The sequence below is a fragment of the Bradyrhizobium sp. 26S5 genome, from assembly GCF_036923295.1.
GTDB lineage: Bacteria > Pseudomonadota > Alphaproteobacteria > Rhizobiales > Xanthobacteraceae > Bradyrhizobium > Bradyrhizobium septentrionale.
On record NZ_CP145948.1, the window covers coordinates 5,874,206 to 5,893,735 of the forward strand.

Sequence of the window (19,530 nt, forward strand, 5' to 3'; positions counted from 1 at the left end):
CGTCGCACATCGTCTCAAGTGCTTCGAACGTTTGAAATTTTGTTTGAATTCCGTCGCGCGGCAGACGCGCCACGGACCACGTGAACAGGGAGAAAAACCATGGGCCGCCTCGAAGGCAAATCCGTCATCATCACCGGCGCTGGAAGCGGTATCGGCCGTGCGGCCTCGCTGCTGTTCACCAGGGAAGGCGCCAAGCTGATCGCGGTCGATCGCACCGATGGCGTCGACGAGACCGCCAAGCTGGTGCGCGACGCCGGCGGCACCGTCGAAGCCGTCACCGCCGATGCCGGCTCGGAGAGCGACGTGAAGGCCTTCATCGACAAGGCCGTCGCGAAATACGGCAAGCTCGATGCGATCTGGGCCAATGCCGGCGTCAGCGGCGGCCTCGTCCCGCTCGCCGACCAGACTGTCGAACACTGGCAGGAAGTGCTGCGGATCAATCTGATCGGCCCGTTCCTCGCGATCAAGCATTCGATTCCATACATGACCAAGCAGGGTTCCGGTTCGATCGTCTGCACCGCCTCCGTCGCGGGCCTGAAGTCCGGCGCCAGCGGACATCCCTACGGCGCCAGCAAGGCCGGCGTCATCAGCCTGGTGCAGACCACCGCCTACTCGCTCTCCGGCACCGGCGTGCGCATCAACGCGATCTGCCCGGGCCTGATCGAAACCGGCATGACCAAGCCGGTGTTCGATCGCGCCAAGGAGCGCGGCACCCAGGACAAGATCGGCCAGCTCAATCCGCTGAAGCGTCCCGGCCAGCCGCACGAGCTCGCCGCGATGGGATTGTTTTTGGCGAGCGATGAAGCGTCCTACGTCAACGGCCAGGCGATCCCGGTCGACGGCGGCCTCACCGCGTCGATGCCGTATACGGGCAAGCCGATTTAACAACGCCACTCTCCGTTCGCGGTGCAAGTGAATTCCCGCGATAGTTCCACACTCACAACTGTCGTCCCTGCGAAGGCCGGGACGACACCTTGGAGGGTCTCGCGCGGTGTCATCACCCGCGCATGCGGGTGATCCAGTATTCCAGAGACGCCAGTGCTTGAGCCGAGAGGCCGCGGCGTACTGGATCGCCCGGTCGAACCGGGCGATGACAGCTGTGAATGAGAATGCAGCTTCGCGTTCGTCGCACGACCTTCTCCGCACACTCCAGCCTAGCGCGCAATTGCGCACGGGGGCCGGGACCCATACGCCGCGGCGGATGTTGTGCAGGGACTCGTCATTCCAGCGTCGTGCAACAATTCGCATTTGTGGCAATGGGTCCCGGCCTTCGCCCGGGACGACACTGAATTTGTTGTAGGGCCGGTGAGTCAAACACCGGCATTCTCGCGACGTGATCCGTCCGAGCTTTGCTCTTCGTTCCGCCCTCTCTCGAACAGAGGGCGCAGGGAAAGCCGGGTGCCGATCGCACCCATGGGCCCCGAGCAAAAGGTAGAAAGCTCGGGGGTAGGACCACAGGTGTAACCGGAGCAATCCGGCTTTCCCTGCGCGATGGGTTACGGCTTATACGTGCTCTCCCCGGCGAGACTGGGCTTGCTTGTCACCGCCTTCGCAACACGCGTTTGCGTCTTGCGCGAGGACACCTGCCACTAGGGCGTCAGGACCACACGACTTCGCCGTCCGCTTCACGTGCTCTCGTCAGTCACACGCTCAGCGTCCACCGCATCTCGACCCACGTTCGTGACGACCGCGAAGCGCCCCTCGATCGAGCGAGACGGGCAAACCATACACTGAGTTGTACTTCAGATAAACCGAAATATTTTTGCACAAGGTGGTTGACAGCTTTTGCTGAGTTGCCCGTCGTGCCGAATGGGCAACACCGGTCCGCGCAACCGTGCGCCGCATCCTGCGCGCTGTTCTCCCCGTCGCATGGGGCGACATGCGTGGACCGCAATACCGTCACGCATCGGCCCGAATATTGCTTTGCTTGGGCAGGCAAACCAGCTGTTATGCTGGGGCCAACCAGATCACCGGCGCCCTCTCAATCCTCACAAACGAACAGGCAATGCAAAATCAACGTCCCGACCGTATCCGCAAGCTATTGGCCGACCTCGTCGCGTTCGACACCGTGAGCGACCGTTCCAACCTGCCGCTGATCGATTACATCGAAAAATATCTCGCCTCGCACGGCCTCAGTGGACAGCGCATTGTCGACGACACCGGACAGAAGGCCTCGTTGTGGGTCACGATCGGCCCCGAGGACAAGGCCGGGCTGGTCTTGTCGGGGCATACCGACGTCGTGCCTGTCGCCGGACAGGAATGGACCCAGAACCCGTTCGAGCTGGTCGAGCGCGACGGCCGGCTCTACGGCCGCGGCACCACCGACATGAAGGGCTTTGTCGCGGTCTGCCTCGCGATGGTTCCCGAGATGGTTGCGGCCGATCTGAAGACACCGATCCATCTGGCGATCTCCTATGACGAGGAGATCGGTTGCGTCGGCGTGCGGCCGATGCTGCGCGAGGTCGCACGCAAGGTGGTGAAGCCGCTCGGCTGCTTTGTCGGCGAGCCGACCCAGATGCAGGTGATCATCGGGCACAAGGGCAAGCATGGCGTGCGCGCCACCTTCCGCGGGCTCGCCCGCCACTCCTCGATCGCGCCTGACGGCGTCAACGCCATCGAATACGCCGCCGACCTGATCACCGAGATCCGCCGCCGCGCCGCGCTGCTGACGGCCGACGCCGAACAGGGCAGCCTCTACGACGTCCCGCACTCGACCCTGCTCACCAGCATCGTCCATGGCGGCGCCGCGCTGAACATCGTGCCCGACCATTGCACGGTGGAATTCGAATGTCGCGGCATCGGGATCACCGAGTCCAGGGAGGTGACGGATTCAATCGTCGCCTGGGCCAGGGCCGAGATCGAGCCGGCGATGCGCAAGCGGCATCCGGACTGCGGCATCGACTTCGAAGAGATCCTCGACTATCCCGCGCTCGACACCCAGGCGGACGCCGCCATCGTCACGCTCGCCAAGCAGCTGGCCGGCCGCAACGACCACGCCAAGGTCGCGTTCGGCACCGAGGCCAGCCTGTTCGTCAGCATGGCGGATGTGCCGTCGGTCGTGGTCGGCCCCGGCGGAATCGCGCAGGCGCATACGCCTGACGAGTTCGTCGAGATGTCGCAGCTCGCGGCTTGCGGAGATTTCGTCGCGCGGCTGATCACGCATTGCGCGAAGTGACGCTGCAGCATGTAGGGCGGATTAGCCGAAGGCGTAATCCGCCGTCCCGCGGACAGACGGCGGATTACGCTTCGCTAATCCGCCCTACAGAGCTTCGCAAACAAGGAGCCCCGCTAAATGTGGCGGGTCTCACCTTTTGACGAGGGAAGGTACGCGAACTGCCTTTGTGCTACTGTCCTGGCGAACATTGGAGAAAGACCATGGCGTGGTGGATTTTCGTGATCGTTTCGATTGGGTCGATCCCCCTCGCATCCGCCATGGCGCGCGAACGCAACAGATCATCCCGACGATGGACTTGGACAGCCGTGGTCGTGGGACCATTGGCGCCGTTGGCACTGTTGATCCTCGGCGATACGAGGCGTCCGGCCTAACCCAACTAGAGGGCGGCAATCCGCCGATCCGGCCTGTCGACACCAAATCTATCGAACCGAGGTCCATGAGCGTGTCGACCGAGAACGAACGTCAGCAGGGCGGATTGGCGGAAACCTTGCGCGTGGTCGTGCATGCGCTGATCATCGCGCTGGTCATCCGCACCTTCCTGTTCCAGTCCTTCAACATTCCCTCAGGGTCGATGGAATCGACGTTGCTGGTCGGCGACTATCTTTTCCTCTCGAAATACAGCTACGGATATACGCACTACTCCCTGCCCTTCTCGCCGCCGCTGTTCTCCGGCCGCATCTTCGGCTCGGAGCCCAAGCCCGGCGACGTCGTGGTGTTCCGCCTGCCGAGCGACGACTCGATCGATTTCATCAAACGCGTGATCGGCCTGCCGGGCGACCGGATCCAGATGATCGACGGGCTGTTGTACATCAACGGTACCGCGGTCAAGCGCGAGCGCGCCGATGACTATTTCGATCGCGACGAGGGGCCGCGCCCGGTCCGCGTCAAGCGCTGGCGCGAGACCCTGCCGAACGGGGTCAGCTACTTCACCCTCGATCGCATCGAACGTTCCGAATACGACAACACGCAGGTCTATGTCGTGCCGCCCGGGCATTTTTTCGCGATGGGCGATAACCGCGACAACTCGGCCGACAGCCGCGTGCCGCCCGCCCGCGGCGGGGTCGGCTACGTGCCGTTCGAGAACCTGATCGGCCAAGCCAGGATGATCTTCTTCTCGATCGGCGACGAGGCGCCTGCATGGCAAGTGTGGCGTTGGCCCGCTTCGCTGCGCTGGAACCGGCTGTTCATGATCATCCGATGATGTTCCGTGTGTAGTCGTGTAGCCCGCATGAGCGGAGCGACATGCGGGAACAGTTTCCCCGGCTATCGCTTCCGCCTTCGCTCTACGGCGGACAAGCCGCTCATCCGAGCTACGCGCTCTGTTCCGGATACCCCAAGATCGTCTTGAGCAATTTGGGAAAGCGCGCATTGATATCGGCTTCGCGCACCACATTGCGATGCTCGACGCCTTTTTTCGAGGTTTGAATCAAACCGGCTTCGCGCAGGACGCGGAAATGGTTCGACAGAGTCGATTTGGCCATCTCAGGACACGGCGCCGCCGCCGTACACGACATGCAACCGTCCTGCTCGAGCAGGCTTTTGACAATCCTCAGCCGCATCGGGTCCGCGAGTGCTGCCAGCACTCCGGCCAATGTGATGTCCTCACGCGACGGGTGAACGAATTGCACCATCGCGAAATATATAGCGCTGCCCTTGAACAACTTCAATAGTTCACTATTACTGAACTATTGAACCACTCGCGCATCCGCGCGGGCAATGGAGAACAAGATGAGCAAAAGACTCGAGGGCAAAGTGGCGCTGGTAACCGGCGCGTCAAAGGGCATCGGCGCCGAGATCGCGATCCGCCTCGCCGCGGAGGGTGCCGCGGTTGCCGTCAACTACAGCGCCAGCAAACCGGCGGCCGAGCGCGTGGTGGCTGCGATCACCGGCAAAGGCGGCAAAGCCGTCGCTGTGCATGGCAATCTCACCGACGCCGGCCACGTCAAGTCGGTGGTGGCCGAGACCGTCAAGGCGTTCGGTCCGATCGATATCCTGGTCAACAATGCCGGCATCTACGAGTTCGCGCCGCTGGATGGCATCACTGCCGAGCACTTCCACAAACATTTCGATCTCAATGTGCTTGGCCTGCTGCTGGTGTCTCAGGAAGCCGCGCGGCACTTCAATACGGTCGGCGGCAGCATCATCAATATCAGCTCCGGCGTATCGACGATCGCGCCGCCGAACTCCGCTGTCTATACCGCGACCAAGGCCTCGGTGGACGCGATCTCCTCGGTGCTGTCAAAGGAATTGGCGCCGCGCAAGATCCGCGTCAATACCGTCAACCCCGGCATGATCGCGACCGAGGGTGTCGTGTCCGCCGGCCTTTCCGAGGGCGACATGCGCAAATGGATCGAGTCCATCACGCCGCTGGCGCGGATCGGCAAGGTCGAGGAGATCGCAGCGGCAGTGGCTTTCTTCGCCTCGAACGATGCCTCCTACGTCACCGGCGAAACGTTGCACGTGACGGGCGGTCTTCACTGAGGCGGTTGTTTTCGCCATGCCCGGACATCGGGCGGTGAATTTGTGACAGGCCACAGGGCGGATCACGCTACGCGAATCCGCCCTGCACGCCTTTCCAATTGCGGTAACCCGCATGAGCGAAGCGACATGCGGGAGCAGGTTCCCCGGGTATCGCTATCGCTCACCCGGGCTACGGACTGGAAGGAAGCTTTGCAGAGCGGTCTCGGGTTAGATTCGTGGGATGGGTAGAGCGAAGCGAAACCCATCACCTCGTTTCCGCGGCGCCATGATGGGTATCGCTTCGCTCCACCCATCCTTGTATTAGCGCGCTGGGTTAGACTGGCCTCGTTCCGTGAGGAATGGCCCAGCTCGGGTGGCCGCCCGGGCTGGGCCGCTGATCGATCGGATCGTTACCCATCGAAGCCTTGAGGGCTGTTATTCGTAGCAAGATCGCGATCGGCACTTCATCGGGACCCGCATGGTTGAACGAACTTTAGGTTCGCATCACAAGGGAGGGTCGAGGAAGATGGCCAAGCGTACCACAATCTGTGCCGGGATCGATACCGGCAAACGGAAGCTCGACGTGGCGCTCGATGACGGCTCGGAGCAGCTGCAGGTGGAGAACACGGCGGAAGGTTACAAGACGCTGTTGGAGTGGCTTGGGCGCCATAAGGTCAGGCGAATTGGGATCGAGGCGAGCGGTGGCTATGAGCAAGCCGTCGTCGCCGAGTTACGGCGCAAGCGGTTTGTCGTCGTGGTGTTCCAGCCGGCGCAGGTGCGTGCCTATGCCAAATACCGCGGGCAACGTGCCAAGAACGATCGGATCGATGCCGCGCTGATCGCCGCCTGCGCCGCTGCGGTCAACAAGATCCACCCGGCCCCTGACGCAAGGTTATCGCCCTTGGCCGGGCAGCTGACACTGATCGATCAGATCGGAGAGGATATCACGCGGTTCAAGAACCGGCTCGAGAGCTGTCGCGATGCGCGTATCCAAAAGCTCTGGAAGGAAGATATCGTCCGCCTGGCCAAGCGCGAACGCGTCGAGTTCAAGGCTTTGGTGGCAGCGATCCGCGAACAGCACGATCTCGCTGCCCGGCTCGATCTGATCTACAGCGTCGGCGGGGCCGGGCTGCCGACTGCGGTCGCCATTCTGGTGCGCATGCCGGAGATCGGCCAAATCAGCCGCGAGCAGGCCGCAGCTCTTGCGGGCCTTGCGCCTTATGATGACGACAGCGGAGAGCATATTGGCGCTCGTCACATCATCGGTGGACGCAAGCGCCTGCGAGAGGCGCTCTATGCTGCAGCGCTGGCGGCGTCGTTCCGCTGGAATCCGCAGCTCATCGCCCTTTACAAGCGACTGATCGCCGCCGGTAAGGGTCACAAGCGCGCGCTGATCGCCTGCGCCAGGAAGCTGCTTGTCTTCATCAACGCCGTGGTGGCCCGAGGCACCCCTTGGCAAGCTGACATGTCAGCTGTTCCAGCAGCCTGAAGCGTTTCTTTGTTCGACCGGGGCGCCGTTTCTTCGTCCCGACCTGCCGTCACCAGGACGTCGCGCACAGCGGCCGTCAAGGATGGCCGTCGCTCAAATGCCACCACATCCTCATCCTCAACAGGCCACGCCTTGATGGCCGCGAGCACGGCGTCAGTCTCAACGGCGATCGGACAATTCAATCGCACACAACCGAAAGAGCTCATGGTTGCTACGGACGACTACGTCGTAACAAACGAAACGGTCAATCCGTCAAGGACCGACGGATGTCATGTCCGTTGATTGCGTAAATCTCGAGTACCCGGTCAAAGGTGACTCCGAGCCTTTGCTCGACCGCCAATGGGTGTTCAGTCGGTTCCAACTCGATCTTTGGCCGTTGACGACCGCTCTTGAGATGTACCCTGCATTTGAGATTCAGCGTCTCGGGATAGCCTTGCAGGCAGTTCGAGAACCACCCGAACCACGGCCCCATGCCGTCCTGCCCGCCACTGTCGAAGCTCGCGACATACCGTTCGAAATTCTCGCGCGACAGCGTCGTCCACACGCCGAAGCCGAACCGCTTGTTGTCACTGCCGATGATCGGCAGTTCCAGCACGGAGCGCACGAAGAAGTGCTCACCCTCGAGCACGCAGAAGTCCTCCGAGAGAAAATCACCGTCGAGATCGAGGGCGCTATTGGGGGCCAATTCCTCCGGTCCGGGAAATTGCGCCGGCTTTCCGCATGCGAGATCAAAGATCCCATGGTGCTCATCCCCGCATGAATTGCAGCGCCAGGGCCGTTCCCACAGGCGTCGCCAACGAGGGTCATTGGACAAATCAAGGTCTGGCATGGTGAAGTCCTACCTCTGGTAGAACGAGCACGCAAGTTGCCCATGATGGGTTGAGCTCTTGCGAAACCCACCCTACGTCTACGGATGGATCATAGCCCATCCGGCGGCAGGCCCGGTCCGGTCGCGGCCGGGCGAAGCTTGTCGCGCTTGCGCTCGCGGTAGAAGGCATAGAGGCCGGAGGCGACGATGATCGCGGCGCCGGCGAGCATTTGGACGTCGGGCTTGTGGCCGAAGGCGAGATAGCCAAGCAGCATCGCCCACAACAGCGCGGAGTAACGGAACGGCGCCACCGCCGAGATATCGCCGGTGCGCAGCGACACGATGATGCATTGATAGCCGATCAGGATCAGCACCGCGGCGAACACCAGCAGGCCGAGCGCGTGGCCGGACGGCGGCCGCCAGCCGCCGAGCGGCACCAGCACGACGGCGCCCGCCGTCGTCACCGTCACGGTCGTGAGCAGCGTGATGAACACCGTCGGCAGCTGTTTCGGGATGCGGCGCGTGGCGAGATCGCGCACTGCGCAGAAGCCGACCGACGCCAATGCCAGCAGCGAGGCCTGGCTAAAGCCCTCCGCGCCGGGCCGGACGATCACCAGCACGCCGATGAAGCCGGCTGCGATCGCAAGCCAGCGCCGCCAGCCGACCGGCTCGCCGAACACCAGCGCCGCGCCGAGCGTGATGACCAGCGGCAGCGCCTGAAAGATCGCCGACGCGTTGGCGAGCGGGATCTGCGCGATCGCCGAAAGATAGGTCAGCGTGCCGCCGATCTCGCCCATGACGCGCAATCCGACCGGCCAGATCAGCAGCGCGGCAAAACTGCGCAACGCGTCGCGGTACCAGGCGAGCGCTGCGACCAGCACCATCGCGACCAGGCCGCGAACCAGCAGGATCTCCCCGATGTTGAGCTCTGCCGCCACCGCCTTGGTGATGGTGTCATTGGCCGTGAAGCTGGCCATGGCCGCAGCCATGAACAGGCTGCCGCGAAGATTCGGGGAAAGGGGCAAGATGAAAGCGTCCGATCAGGACAAAAGGCGGGAGCGTTGACCGGACTGACTTGCCAAAGCGGCGCGGTGAACTCAAGTCACAGATGGCTACAATGCGGAAACATGCCGCAGCTCGCAGAAGCGGCGCGATCTTGCTCCCTCGCCCCGCTCTCGCGGGGAGAGGGTTGGGGTGAGGGGCTGCCTCGGCAAACTCCGTGAAAGACGAACTCGCGGAGAGTCCCCCTCACCCGGATCGCATCTTGCGATGCGATCCGACCTCTCCCCGCAAGCGGGGCGAGGTTAAGAGAAGAGCGGCGCGAGCCCTTAAGGATCGCGCCGCGTTCCTATCAGGTTGCGCCGGCCTTCTGCGCGTATTCCCATGACGCCTGCGACAGCGGCACCGTGCGCTTGGCCGACTCGAGGGCCTTGGCATTCGCGGCGGTGCCGTCGCGGACCCGACCCGCGATGCCCTGCGTGATGCCGGCGAGGCGGAACAGATTGTAGGAGAAGTACCAGTTCAGATCCGGCACAGCCATGCCGGTGACATCGCAGTAGATCCGCGCGGCCTCGTCCTGGCTCGGAATGTTCAACGCCTTGAGGTCGGCATTGGCGAGGCCCGGCATGGTCCACTGCATCAACAGATAGGTGAAGTCGGCCATGGGATCGCCGAGCGTCGACAATTCCCAGTCGAGCACCGCTTGCACCCGCGGCTCGATGGCATGGAAGATCATGTTGTCGAGGCGATAGTCGCCGTGCACGACCGAGACGCGCTTCTGCTCCGGCACCGTCTTCGGCAGCCACTCCGCGAGCTTCTCGAACTCGGGAATGTGCTGCGTCTCGGAGGCGCGGTACTGCTTGGTCCAGCGATCGACCTGGCGCGCAAAATAATTGCCGGGCTTGCCGAAATCGCCAAGGCCGATCTTTTCGGGATCGAGCATGTGCAGCTTCGCCAGCGTCTCGATCTTGCTGGTGAAGATCTTGCGGCGCGCGTCGCTCTCCTGGCTCGGCAGCGTCGGATCCCAGAACACCCGCCCCTCCTCCATCGACATGATGTAGAAGGCCGAGCCGATCACCGCGTCGTCAGTGCACAGCGCGTAAGCTTTCGCGACCGGAAAATTCTGCTTTCCGAGCGCCGCGATGACGCGGAACTCGCGATCCACCGCATGCGCCGACGGCAACAATTTACCGAATGGACGGCGGCGCATCACGTAGTTGCGGCCGGGGGTTTCGAGCTTGTAGGTCGGGTTGGACTGGCCACCCTTGAACTGCAGGACCGTCAAAGGCCCCTGAAAGCCCTCGACATGCTCCTGCATCCAGGCCGCGAGGTTCGCCTCGTTGATGCGATGGCGTTCCTCGACTTCCCTTGTGCCGGAAAATTCTTCGTCTTTCCTGACGCCGTCCGCCACGATGACGCTCCCTCAACTTCGTTCTCGGCAGCGCCATCGGGCGCTGCCGCGATCAGGCCGGTCGGCCAGCCTGATCTCTTTTTTCATTCTGAGCACGATGTCCGCGTGAACGCGATGCGTTCCGCATCATGCTCAGTGCGACGTGTTTGCATACTTCCGAAGTTCAAGTCTGGCAATGGCGCGATTGTGCACCTCGTCCGGACCATCCGCCAGGCGGAGCGTGCGGATGTGGGCATAGTCCTTGGCGAGCCCGGCTTCGTCGGAGACGCCGCCGCCGCCATAGGCCTGGATCGCGTTGTCGATGATCCTCAGTGCCATATTCGGTGCGGTGACCTTGATCATCGCGATCTCGGCCTGCGCGGTCTTGTTGCCGACCTTGTCCATCATGTCGGCGGCCTTGAGGCACAGCAGGCGATTCATCTCGATGTCGGCGCGGGCCTCGCCGATGCGCTGCTCCCAGACCGAATGCTCGATGATCTTCTTGCCGAACGCGGTGCGCGAGGCGAGCCGCTTCACCATCTTCTCCAGCGCCTCCTCGGCCTTGCCGATGGTGCGCATGCAGTGATGGATGCGGCCCGGGCCGAGACGGCCCTGCGCGATCTCGAAGCCGCGGCCCTCGCCGAGCAGGATGTTTTCCTTCGGCACCCGGACGTTTTCGAGCAGCACCTGGGCGTGGCCGTGCGGTGCATCGTCGAAGCCGAACACCGGCAGCATCTTCTCGACCTTGATGCCGGGGGTGTCGAGCGGCACCAGGATCTGCGACTGCTGCTGATGCTTGGCGGCGTTGAAGTCGGTCTTGCCCATCAGGATCGCGACCTTGCAGCGGGGATCGCCGACGCCCGACGACCACCATTTGCGGCCGTTGATGACGTAGTGATCGCCGTCCTTCTCGATCCGGGTCTCAATGTTGGTGGCATCGGACGACGCGACCGCGGGCTCGGTCATCAGGAAGGCGGAGCGGATCTCGCCGTCCATCAGCGGGCGCAGCCATTTGCGCTTCTGCTCCTTGGTGCCGTAGCGGATGAACACTTCCATGTTACCGGTATCGGGGGCGGAGCAGTTGAACACTTCCGACGCCCAGGAAATGCGGCCCATCTCTTCCGACAGCAGCGCGTATTCGAGGTTGCTCAATCCCGCGCCGTGGAATTCGTCGTCCTCGTGCGAGGACGGCGGCATGAACATGTTCCAGAGGCCTTCGGCCTTCGCCTTCTTCTTCAGGTCCTCGAGGATCGGGATCACCTTCCAGCGCGGGCCTTCGGCGTCCTGCTTGTCATAGATCGGCACTGCGGGGCGGACATGCGTCTTCATGAACGCCTGAACGCGCTCGAGCCATTCCTTCTGCCTGGCCGACATCGTGAAATCCATGGGACGCTCCTCGTTTTTTCCTAGACTTTGGGCCGCACTGTCCACCCGGCATCCGCAGGCCGCAAGGGCATTCGCTGATACGGCGGTGGTGGTGTGCCAGAATGCCGCCCGCATTGTTGCGGATTGACATTTCCGGCCGTTCAAACGATAGTTTCATACAAATGTTTGAAATGCAACTCCCGTCCACTTCGTCATTCCGGGGCGGCGCGTTAGCGGCGAACCCGGAATCCAGAGGTTACGGCGCGAGAGATTCCGGGTTCGATGCTGCGCATCGCTCCGGAATGACCGGAGACTCAAGGCCATGGCCAGCGATCAGACCCGATCCGCCATTCTCGCCGCCGCCGAGCGGCTCTATGCCGACCGCGGCTTCGGCGACGTCACGCTGCGCGACATCGTCGCGGAGGCGAACGTCAACCTCGCGGCGGTGAACTATCATTTCGGTTCCAAGGACGAGTTGATCGCGGAGCTGTTCGTCACCCGCAGCATCCAGACCAACCGCGAACGCCTCAATGAATTGAAGGCCGCGGAGGAGCGCGGCGGCGGCCGCGCCTCGATCGAGGACATCATGCGCGCTCTGGTCGGCCCGCCCCTGCGCGGCTGCCTCGGGCCCGATCGCGAGGGCTCGACCGCGGCGCGCTTCATGATCCGCGCCTCGATCGAATCCGTGCCGCCGATCCGCCGCATCAAGAATCGCGAGGTCGATCATTTGCGCAAATTCGCCGCCGCGATGCGCCGCGCGATGCCCGGTCGCGACGACACCGAGCTCTATTGGGGCCTGCACTTCGCGCTCGCGATGGCGCATCACACCATCCGCGAGAAGGAACGCCTGCTGCGGCTGTCGGAAGGCAAATGCGACCTCGACGACGTCCGCGCCATCATCGATCGCGTCGTCACGGTCTCGGTGATGGCACTGACAATGGGCGACATGCCGGCAAAGCCGGCGGCGCGGCCGGTCGTGGTGCACGGCCGGCTGACGCGACAGGATCTGTGAGGGCCCTGCCCTTCAGGCGCTCTACACCATCGCGATGCAGTCGACCTCGATGTCGAACGGACCGGTCCATTCCGGGATGCAGACGAAGATCCGCGCCGGCGGTTCGTGCGGGAAATACTTTGCGTAGACCGCGTTGAACGTGGTGAAGTGCTTGGCCGACGTACAGAACACGTTGCACTTCATCACATTGTCGAGCGTGGCGCCGGCAGCCTCGAGGCACTGCTTGAGCTGTGCCATGACCAGTTCGCTCTGCCGCTCGATCGAGGCGCCGGCGGCGAACTCGCCGGTTGCGGGATCGAACGGCGGCAGGCCGGACACGAAGATCATGTTGCCGGCCCGGGTGACCGGCGAGGCCGGCGCCTTCCAGCGCTCGAGCCAGCTCGAGATCGGTTCGACGCGAACGACTTCCCGTTTCATGATTGGCACCTTCGTGACAGGATCGATGGCGCCAAACTAGCAGGTCCATGTCAACAATGATTCGATGTCGATCGAAGTGTCGAAGTTGATCGCGGCGCCTCACCCCGCGCGATAGATCGCGACGGCGGCCGCGACCAGCGCCGCGTTACCGGGGGCCAAAGTGCCGTCGGTCAATGCCTTGCCGTCTTCGAGGCCTATCCTGGTGGACCAGCAGCGACGGTGCGCCTCCTCGACGAGCGGCCAGGCCGTGGCATTGAAACCGTGCAGCAGGATCTGCCGGCCGCAGGCCGGCGCGGGTCAATACCGATGTAATGTCGTCCACGATCCGCAACGCGTTGCCAGTGTCCTGCACGTCGATTTCGATCAGGACCCGAAATACCGACGCGTGCCCGTCAAGACGGACAAAGCGCTCGGCGTCCGCGATCGATGCGAGGCCGGCCTCGATGCCGACATGGCGGCTGCGCAGCAGGTCCATCACAGCAGGCGCATCGGGCTCGGACAGATTGACCGAGGCATAATCCGGCAGCTCACGCCAGCCCGCGATCGCGGCCCGCGTCCGCGCGACGTCGTTCTCGATCCACGCGCCGGTGGAGACGCCGATCAGGGTGCCGGGACATGTCCGCCGAACCGCGGCCATCGTTTCATCGATGCTGTTGAGGCTCTCGCGGCGGTTCGGGTCGCGCGGATGGATATGCAGCTCGGCGGCGCCTGCCGCGATGCAGGCCGCGCCGTCCTGCGCCATCGCGTCCGGGGACAGCGGGAGATGCGGGTGAAAATCGACGGGGCGCGCGCCGTTGAGACAGGCCTGGACAATCATCTGCGGACGCGCCTTGGCATTGCTACGTGGCGATCGATCGCACCAAATTAGTTCAGCGGCGGGGGATTGTCACCGCCGCCGCACAAGCACTTGCCACTCTCCGACCGTCATCCTGAGGAGCGCGGAACGCGCGTCTCGAAGGATGAACGGCCCGGCTGGTGGCCGATTCATCCTTCGAGGCTCGCCCAGCGGCGCAATTGCGCCGCAAGGCTCGCACCTCAGGATGACGGAACGGAGCAGAGCGGCGGAGTTGGCCGACAGCTGTTGGCGCACCAGCGCCTACAAAATCCCCTGCGCCTTCAACCCTTCGACCTTGGCGTCGTCATAGCCGATGGTCGCCAGCACGTCGTTGGTGTCGGCGCCGAGCAGCGGCGGGGCGCGGTATTCGGTGATCGGGGTGCCCGAGAAGGTCAGCGCATTGCGGATCAGCGACAGGTTCGGCTCGTAGGGATGATCGACCTTGACCCGCATGCCGCGCGACTGCACGTGCGGATCGCTGAACACCTGCTCGAAATTGTTGATCGGGCCCGACGGCACGCCGGCCTCCTCGAGCTTCTCGAGCCAGTACGCGACCGGCTTCTTCAGGAACAGGCCGGCGAAGATCGCCATGATCTCCTTGCCGTGCACGACGCGGTCGTTGTTCTTGACGAAGCGCTTGTCGTTGGCGAGCTCGGGCTCGCCGAGCACAGCGCAGGTGCGCTGGAACTGGCCGTCATTGCCGACCACGAGCATCAGCTCGCCGTCAGTGCAGCGGAACACGCCGGCCGGCATGCCGCCATTGCCCCAGGTGCCGCGGCGCGGCGGCATCTTGCCGTTGACGAGGTAGATCTGCAGCCAGTGCGACAGCGATGCGATCACGGTGTCGAACAGGCAAACGTCGATGTGCTGCCCTTCCCCATTATTGGCGTCGCGATGGTAGAGCGCCGAGAGAATCCCGATCGAGGTATTCATGCCGGTCATGTAGTCGACGATCGAGGGGCCGACCTTCATCGGGCCCTCGCCGGGCTCGCCGTCGATATGGCCGGTGACGCTCATCAGCCCGCCCATCGCCTGCAGGATCGCGTCATAGCCGGCGCGCGGCGCGTAAGGTCCGGTCTGGCCGAAGCCGGTGACCGAGCAATAGATGATGCCGGGGTTGAGCTGCTTGATGGTCTCGTAGTCGAGGCCGTAGCGCTTTAGATCGCCGACCTTGTAGTTCTCCATCATCACGTCGGCCGTTTTGGCGAGCTCGCGGATGATCGCCTGGCCTTCAGGCTTGGCGATGTTGACCGTGACCGACTTCTTGTTGCGGTTGGCGCAGAGGTAGAACGAGTTGTTGTTGTTCTGCTTGCCTTCGGGATCGGCGAGATAGGGCGGGCCAAAGGCGCGGGCGTCGTCGCCGCCGCCGGGCCGCTCGATCTTGATCACTTCGGCGCCGAGATCCGCCAGCATCTGGGCCGACAGCGGGCCCGCGAGCACCCGCGTCAAATCGAGAATCTTGATGCCCGAGAGTGGCAAAGCCGACATGAAGCATTCCTCCGATATCTTGATTATCTGGCGCCGGACGGTGTCCTGAGCGCGCCAAGGCTTGGGCGGCCAAGGCTTGCCGATACACCATTTTGGTGCGGCGAGCACTGCATTGTCGGCATGAAGCCATCCGTCCGCGGCCTATGTGCGGCGCACCGGCGGTATTTGGCCGGAACCGGCCGGCCCCTACCCCGATTGCCGCCACGCGAAATTGTGAAAGCGGCCGACACCGATTTGCCGCAGCGCCAGCGGCATTTTTTCGCGACGACGAGGATGACATGCGGACGATCACGACGACGGGGCTCGTTCTGACCGTGATTGCGGTCGCCATGCCGGCGGCGGACGCGCGCGGCCACGGGTCCGGCCATGGCGGCAGGTTCGCGATGCACGGCATGCACATGAGCGGTACCAGTGGCGCCGGCGGTTTTGCCGACGACAAGCGCCGCGGCAACGACACCTACACCAAGGCGGCGTCCGACGAGGAGGACCACCTGCTCAACAACAAGCTGAAGAGCATCTGCCGCGGCTGCTAAAGCGCGTAGACATAAATCCGCGATGTCCGCTTCTCCTCCGGCAGCGCCGCAGGAGCGGACAACGCATAAGGCCGAAATGGGCCAGCAGGAGACACGCCGGCCATCGGTCTTTGTCTGCCGCCGACGTCAATGCTCACGGTCGTCTCGCCGCTCGCTATGAACACTCAAGCACCCGCGGGCACGATACAGGCTGCGGCCGCCCCGCGACCGTTCGTTGCCCAGACTTCGACGCCGCCGCTGGCGATCACCAGCGATAATAGCCATACCCGCGATAGTACCTAGGGCCGTAAGCGTATGCGGGGCGAATAACGCGCCGGTACGCGGGACGAGCATAGTAAGACCGGTATCCGCCGTAGTATGCGGGGGCGTAGCCGTAGTTGTAGTATGCCGGGGCATAGCCGCCGTAATACGCGGGGGCGTAACCCCCGTAATAGCCATAACCCGGTCCGCCGTAGTAGCCGTAACCTGGGCCATAGGCGTAGGCGCTGGAGGCTATGCCACCAACCACCGCCGCTCCGATTAGTCCGGCCGCGAGCCCAGCACCCCAGCCACCACCACGCCACGCTTGGGCTGGTGATGGAGCCACCAAGGCAGAGACACCGATGGTGGCAGCGGTCACTAACGCCAATGCTGCTTTGTTCATTTCCGAAGCCTCCGTTGCTCCCGGAACTTCAACCGACAATCCAGCGATAGTTTCCTCCGACCGCCGTTGGCGGAACGGTTTCCGTGAAATTTAATACTGATGAACGGTTTGGGAAAGCAAAACCACGGTGCCCAACGTCCGTGTCGGTTCAAGACCGGAAGCACTCAAGGTGAGCATGACGAGCCCGCTTCTGGTCGATAGCGCCCCAATTTCAGTGTTTGCGTTTCGCCCTGGCGCGGAAACTCAGGACGCGATCGCCTGCCGCGGCTGCGCGGTTGCGCCGATCAGCTTGCCGATCTCGGGCTTGCAGCCGCCGCAATTGGTACCGGCCTTCAGGCAGCGGCCGATCGCCTCGACGCTGTTGGCGCCCTTCTTGATCTCGGCGGTGATCTGGTGCCGACCGACGCTGAAGCAGGAGCAGACGATCGGGCCGACATCCTCCCCGGCGCCGAACGGCCGTCCCGCGAGCAGCGCCATCCGCGCGTTCGCCGAGAGCTGCTGTTCCGCAAACAACCCGGTCAGCCACGCCCGCGACGGCAGCGTGTGGTCGGGCGCGATGAACACGCAGCCATCGAGCCGGCCGTCGCGCACCGCCGCGTAGCGGAACCGCCCCACGGCAGGATCGCGATAGGCGACCCATTCGATCTCGACACCGTCGAGGCCAAGTTGCACGCGCGCCCAGTCGCGCCAGCTCTCCGGGCGGGCGTCGAGCGCGAGTTCCAACCGCCAGCAGTCGCCCGCCTTGCCATGAACCCAGTAGCCGGCTTGCGGACGCTTGATCGGATTGCGGCTCAGGATGAAGGCATGCCATTTCGGTGCGTAGGGATCGGCCTTCACCGGCGTGTGCTTGGATTCCGGCTGACCGGACACCGGATCGACGGCGGGATTGACCAGTGCGTTGACGCGCCCCTCGCCGGCGAACTCCTCGTTCCAGTGCATCGGCACGAACACGCAGCCACGGCGCTGGTCGGCGCTGACCACGACGCGCGCGATCATCTCGCCCCAACTGCTGGTCAGCCGCGTCAGCCCTTCGTTTTCCAAGCCAGCCAGCCGCGCATCCTCGGGATGGAATTCGGCATAGGGCTCGAAGATATGCGATAGCAGCCGCCCGGTTTTCCCGGTCCGGGTCATGGTGTGCCACTGGTCGCGGATACGGCCGGTGTTGAGCACCAGCGGATAGTCGCGGCTCGTCGCATGGCGCGCCGCGCGGGGCGCAATCGGAATGAAGCGCGCCTTGCGGTCGGGCGTGAAGAAATTCGGCGTCTCGAACATCCGCGCCGTGCCGGCCGGATGCTCTGCCGTCACCGGCCACTGCACCGGCGCCAGCGCGTCATAGGCGTGGTCGTCGAGCGTCGACAGCGCCGAGATGTCGAAATCACGCCGGCCGTCGTTCTCATAGCCGGACAGTTCGGCGTGCTCGCGGAACACGGCGGCAACGTCAGGATAATCGAAGCCGGAATATCCCATGCGTTGTGCAACGTCGCAGACGATGCGCCAGTCCGCACGCGCCTCGCCCGGCGCGGGTAAGAACGGCCGTTGCCGTGAAATCCGGCGCTCGGAATTGGTGACGGTGCCGTCCTTCTCGCCCCACGCCAGCGCCGGCAGCAGCACGTCGGCATGGCGCGTAGTGTCGGTATCGCGCATGCAGTCAGACACCACGACAAGCTCGCAGGCGTCGAGCGCGGCGCGCGCGCGGTCGGCATCCGGCAGGCTCACCACCGGATTGGTCGACATGATCCACACCGCCTTGATGCGGCCGTCGGCAATGGCGTCGAACATGTCGACCGCCTTCAGCCCGCCCTTCTCCGCCATCACCGGCGCGCGCCAGAACCGCTGCACGAGATCGCGATGCGCAGGGTTCTCGAGCTCCATATGCGCGGCGAGCTGGTTGGCGAGCCCGCCGACCTCGCGGCCGCCCATCGCGTTGGGCTGACCGGTGAGCGAGAACGGCCCCATGCCGGGACGGCCGATGCGCCCCGTCAGCAGATGGCAATTGATGATGGCATTGACCTTGTCGACGCCGCTCGACGACTGGTTGACGCCTTGTGAATAGAGCGTGACGACACGCTCGGTCTTCGTGAACCAGTCGAAGAACAGCCCGACCGCGCCTTCGCTCAGTCCGCAGGTTGCCGCGGTCTGCGCCACGGTCTGGCCGGCGACCTGCTTGAGGGCATCGACCACGCCCGTGGTCGAACTGCCGACAAAGCCGCGATCGACCGCACTGCTGCCGGCAAGGAACGCAAACAGCCCGTTGAACAGCACGGAATCGCTGCCCGAGCGCAGCGGCAGATGCAGATCGGCGCCCTCGCAGGTCGCGGTGCGGCGCGGATCGATCACGACGATCTTGCAGGCCGGGTTCTTCTCCTTCGCCGCCAGCATCCGCTGGTGCAGGATCGGATGGCACCAGGCGGCATTGGAGCCGACCAGCACCAAAAGGTCCGCCTGCTCGAGATCCTCGTAGCAGCCGGGCACGGTGTCGCTGCCGAAGGCGCGCTTGTGCCCGGCCACGCTGGAGGCCATGCACAGCCGCGAATTGGTGTCGATATTGGCGGTGCCGACAAAGCCCTTGGCGAGCTTGTTGACGACGTAATAGTCCTCGGTCAGGAGCTGGCCGGAGACATAGAACGCCACCGCGTCGGGTCCGTACTCCCTGATGATCCGGCCAAAACCATCGGCGACGCGATCGAGCGCGTCGTCCCACGCAACGGGCGCGCCGTCGACGACAGGCGCGAGCAGACGCCCGTCGAGATCGATGGTCTCGGCGAGTGCCGAGCCCTTGCTGCAAAGCCGGCCGAAATTGGCTGGATGCTGCTTGTCTCCTTCGACCTGGATGGTGCCCGCCGCGTCCTTGGACGCGACGACGCCACAGCCGACGCCACAATAGGGACACGTGGTCTTGACGGGCATGCCTGGCCC

15 protein-coding genes and 1 pseudogene are annotated in these 19,530 nt (G+C 63.8%); 7 read left to right on the forward strand and 9 right to left on the reverse strand.

What is annotated here, in order from left to right:
- Positions 1-99: 99 nt before the first annotated feature.
- The 3 genes from V5279_RS27595 (at position 100) to lepB (ending at position 4,376) form a co-directional block, all read left to right on the forward strand.
- A complete protein-coding gene (locus V5279_RS27595; RefSeq protein ID WP_338689908.1) occupies positions 100-885 on the forward strand; it encodes an SDR family oxidoreductase in 786 nt (261 codons plus the stop codon).
- Positions 886-2,005: 1,120 nt separating this feature from the next.
- On the forward strand, positions 2,006-3,175 hold the full coding sequence (gene argE / locus V5279_RS27600; RefSeq protein ID WP_338689910.1) for an acetylornithine deacetylase: 1,170 nt from the start codon (positions 2,006-2,008) through the stop codon (positions 3,173-3,175).
- 436 nt (positions 3,176-3,611) lie between these two features.
- The gene (gene lepB / locus V5279_RS27605; RefSeq protein ID WP_338689912.1) at positions 3,612-4,376 is read left to right on the forward strand and encodes a signal peptidase I; all 765 of its coding nucleotides are present in this window, start codon (positions 3,612-3,614) and stop codon (positions 4,374-4,376) included.
- 109 nt (positions 4,377-4,485) lie between these two features.
- Here the strand turns inward: lepB and V5279_RS27610 are convergent, their stop codons facing one another.
- Complete coding sequence (locus V5279_RS27610; RefSeq protein ID WP_029084008.1) at positions 4,486-4,806, reverse strand: ArsR/SmtB family transcription factor; 321 nt, start codon at positions 4,804-4,806, stop codon at positions 4,486-4,488.
- A gap of 97 nt (positions 4,807-4,903) precedes the next feature.
- Between V5279_RS27610 and V5279_RS27615 the strand changes: the two genes are divergently transcribed.
- The gene (locus V5279_RS27615) at positions 4,904-5,656 is read left to right on the forward strand and encodes an SDR family NAD(P)-dependent oxidoreductase (RefSeq protein ID WP_165124228.1); all 753 of its coding nucleotides are present in this window, start codon (positions 4,904-4,906) and stop codon (positions 5,654-5,656) included.
- Positions 5,657-6,161: 505 nt separating this feature from the next.
- On the forward strand, positions 6,162-7,124 hold the full coding sequence (locus V5279_RS27620; RefSeq protein WP_338689915.1) for an IS110 family transposase: 963 nt from the start codon (positions 6,162-6,164) through the stop codon (positions 7,122-7,124).
- A 244-nt stretch (positions 7,125-7,368) separates the two neighbouring features.
- On the opposite strand, the gene V5279_RS27625 is transcribed toward V5279_RS27620, so the two are convergent.
- The 4 genes from V5279_RS27625 to V5279_RS27640 form a co-directional block, all read right to left on the reverse strand.
- Positions 7,369-7,953, reverse strand: a complete 585-nt coding sequence (locus tag V5279_RS27625) for a DUF2199 domain-containing protein (RefSeq protein ID WP_166297401.1) — start codon at positions 7,951-7,953, stop codon at positions 7,369-7,371.
- Between the two features lie 89 nt (positions 7,954-8,042).
- Positions 8,043-8,957, reverse strand: a complete 915-nt coding sequence (locus tag V5279_RS27630) for a DMT family transporter (protein WP_414645625.1) — start codon at positions 8,955-8,957, stop codon at positions 8,043-8,045.
- A 326-nt stretch (positions 8,958-9,283) separates the two neighbouring features.
- Positions 9,284-10,342: a phosphotransferase family protein gene (locus V5279_RS27635; RefSeq protein ID WP_338689919.1), complete on the reverse strand. Its 1,059-nt coding sequence runs from the start codon at positions 10,340-10,342 to the stop codon at positions 9,284-9,286.
- A gap of 132 nt (positions 10,343-10,474) precedes the next feature.
- A complete protein-coding gene (locus V5279_RS27640) occupies positions 10,475-11,707 on the reverse strand; it encodes an acyl-CoA dehydrogenase family protein (RefSeq protein WP_166206005.1) in 1,233 nt (410 codons plus the stop codon).
- 301 nt (positions 11,708-12,008) lie between these two features.
- Here V5279_RS27640 and V5279_RS27645 point away from each other — a divergent pair, with 301 nt between their 5' ends.
- Positions 12,009-12,698 carry a TetR/AcrR family transcriptional regulator gene (locus V5279_RS27645; protein ID WP_338689924.1) on the forward strand — a complete coding sequence of 230 codons (690 nt, stop codon included), beginning with the start codon at positions 12,009-12,011 and terminating at the stop codon, positions 12,696-12,698.
- A 21-nt stretch (positions 12,699-12,719) separates the two neighbouring features.
- On the opposite strand, the gene V5279_RS27650 is transcribed toward V5279_RS27645, so the two are convergent.
- The 3 genes and pseudogenes from V5279_RS27650 to V5279_RS27660 form a co-directional block, all read right to left on the reverse strand.
- Entirely contained in the window at positions 12,720-13,115 is a 396-nt protein-coding gene (locus V5279_RS27650; RefSeq protein WP_338689926.1) for a RidA family protein, read from the reverse strand.
- A gap of 99 nt (positions 13,116-13,214) precedes the next feature.
- Positions 13,215-13,932: pseudogene (locus V5279_RS27655) on the reverse strand (3-keto-5-aminohexanoate cleavage protein).
- A gap of 279 nt (positions 13,933-14,211) precedes the next feature.
- Positions 14,212-15,438 (reverse strand): CaiB/BaiF CoA-transferase family protein, encoded by a 1,227-nt coding sequence (locus tag V5279_RS27660; RefSeq protein ID WP_338689928.1) that lies wholly within the window; start codon positions 15,436-15,438, stop codon positions 14,212-14,214.
- Between the two features lie 278 nt (positions 15,439-15,716).
- Here V5279_RS27660 and V5279_RS27665 point away from each other — a divergent pair, with 278 nt between their 5' ends.
- On the forward strand, positions 15,717-15,971 hold the full coding sequence (locus V5279_RS27665; RefSeq protein ID WP_338689930.1) for a hypothetical protein: 255 nt from the start codon (positions 15,717-15,719) through the stop codon (positions 15,969-15,971).
- Between the two features lie 886 nt (positions 15,972-16,857).
- Here V5279_RS27665 and V5279_RS27670 read toward each other — a convergent pair.
- The gene (locus V5279_RS27670) at positions 16,858-19,521 is read right to left on the reverse strand and encodes a molybdopterin-dependent oxidoreductase (RefSeq protein WP_338689932.1); all 2,664 of its coding nucleotides are present in this window, start codon (positions 19,519-19,521) and stop codon (positions 16,858-16,860) included.
- Positions 19,522-19,530 lie beyond the last annotated feature (9 nt).